Source organism: Mesotoga sp. HF07.pep.5.2.highcov (assembly GCF_003666285.1).
Taxonomy (GTDB): Bacteria; Thermotogota; Thermotogae; order Petrotogales; family Kosmotogaceae; genus Mesotoga; species Mesotoga prima.
In genome coordinates this window covers 1-876 of record NZ_JFHJ01000051.1, presented here as the reverse complement: position 1 = coordinate 876, position 876 = coordinate 1, and the positions used below count along the sequence as shown (strand labels likewise).

Sequence of the window (876 nt, the reverse complement as noted above, 5' to 3'; positions counted from 1 at the left end):
GTCTTCGCCGGTCAATGCGATCCAGATCTTTCCGTCGTGAATCACGGGAAAATTTGGATATCTACCCAGCTGAACCGTGGTGATCTCAGCTAAATCACTCTTAGAAAGAACCTTGAGATTTTCATCCACATATGAAACCAGGAAGATTCTTTCTCCCTCTAAAAGAATGTAAGATGGCCGTTTACCGACATTTGCTTCGTTTACCAGATTACCCCATTCATCAAATACGAGAAGCCCTTTTTCGGTCTCGTGGGAATGTGTAAGAAGATTATAGTTATGGAAGAGCGATACGAAAAAGAAATTAGAATCTTCCGCTATAGATAGAGCTATGACCGGGAGCTTCTGCCTCTTTATTATCTCCCTCTTGGATATGTCCAGCAGCAGGAACTCGAACTCATTAGTCAATATTCCAACCTTTCCATCTATGAACGATCCGGTGATTAGCCTGCTGGATGTTGGAATCTCGTCGATCTTTTTCCATTTACTAGGATGAACGGAAGCGTCCACAACAATCAACCTGCCACTGTAGAATCCGAAGCAGTAGAGTTTCCCGTCCCTGTAGATGATATCGTTGATTCCATCATTGCGCATCGAGTCGAAGATCGTCACAGGTCTGAAATTTGCATCGAAGACTATTAACTCGGAGTCGCCCTTAACGAGAGTTATGTAATAAGTACCACTGCTGTTCTTAATTTTCAGCAGTCCGGATGGCATTATGCCCAAGGGATACCTCTGGCCGAGCGTAATCGCTCCCATTCCCGAAACAGCTATAATACAGGCAAATAAGAGAATAACAGTTACTAATCTACTCAAGGCTTCTTCACCACGTACACAAGAAGATCCTCTTTGAAATTCGATGCCGTATCGAAGTCATGG

At 43.6% G+C, this 876-nt stretch carries 1 protein-coding gene; it reads right to left on the bottom strand.

What is annotated here, in order from left to right:
• A partial coding sequence (locus BG32_RS00955) for a hypothetical protein (RefSeq protein ID WP_121526242.1) occupies positions 1-813 on the bottom strand: 813 nt, incomplete at its 3' end.
• Between the last annotated feature and the right edge of the window lie 63 nt (positions 814-876).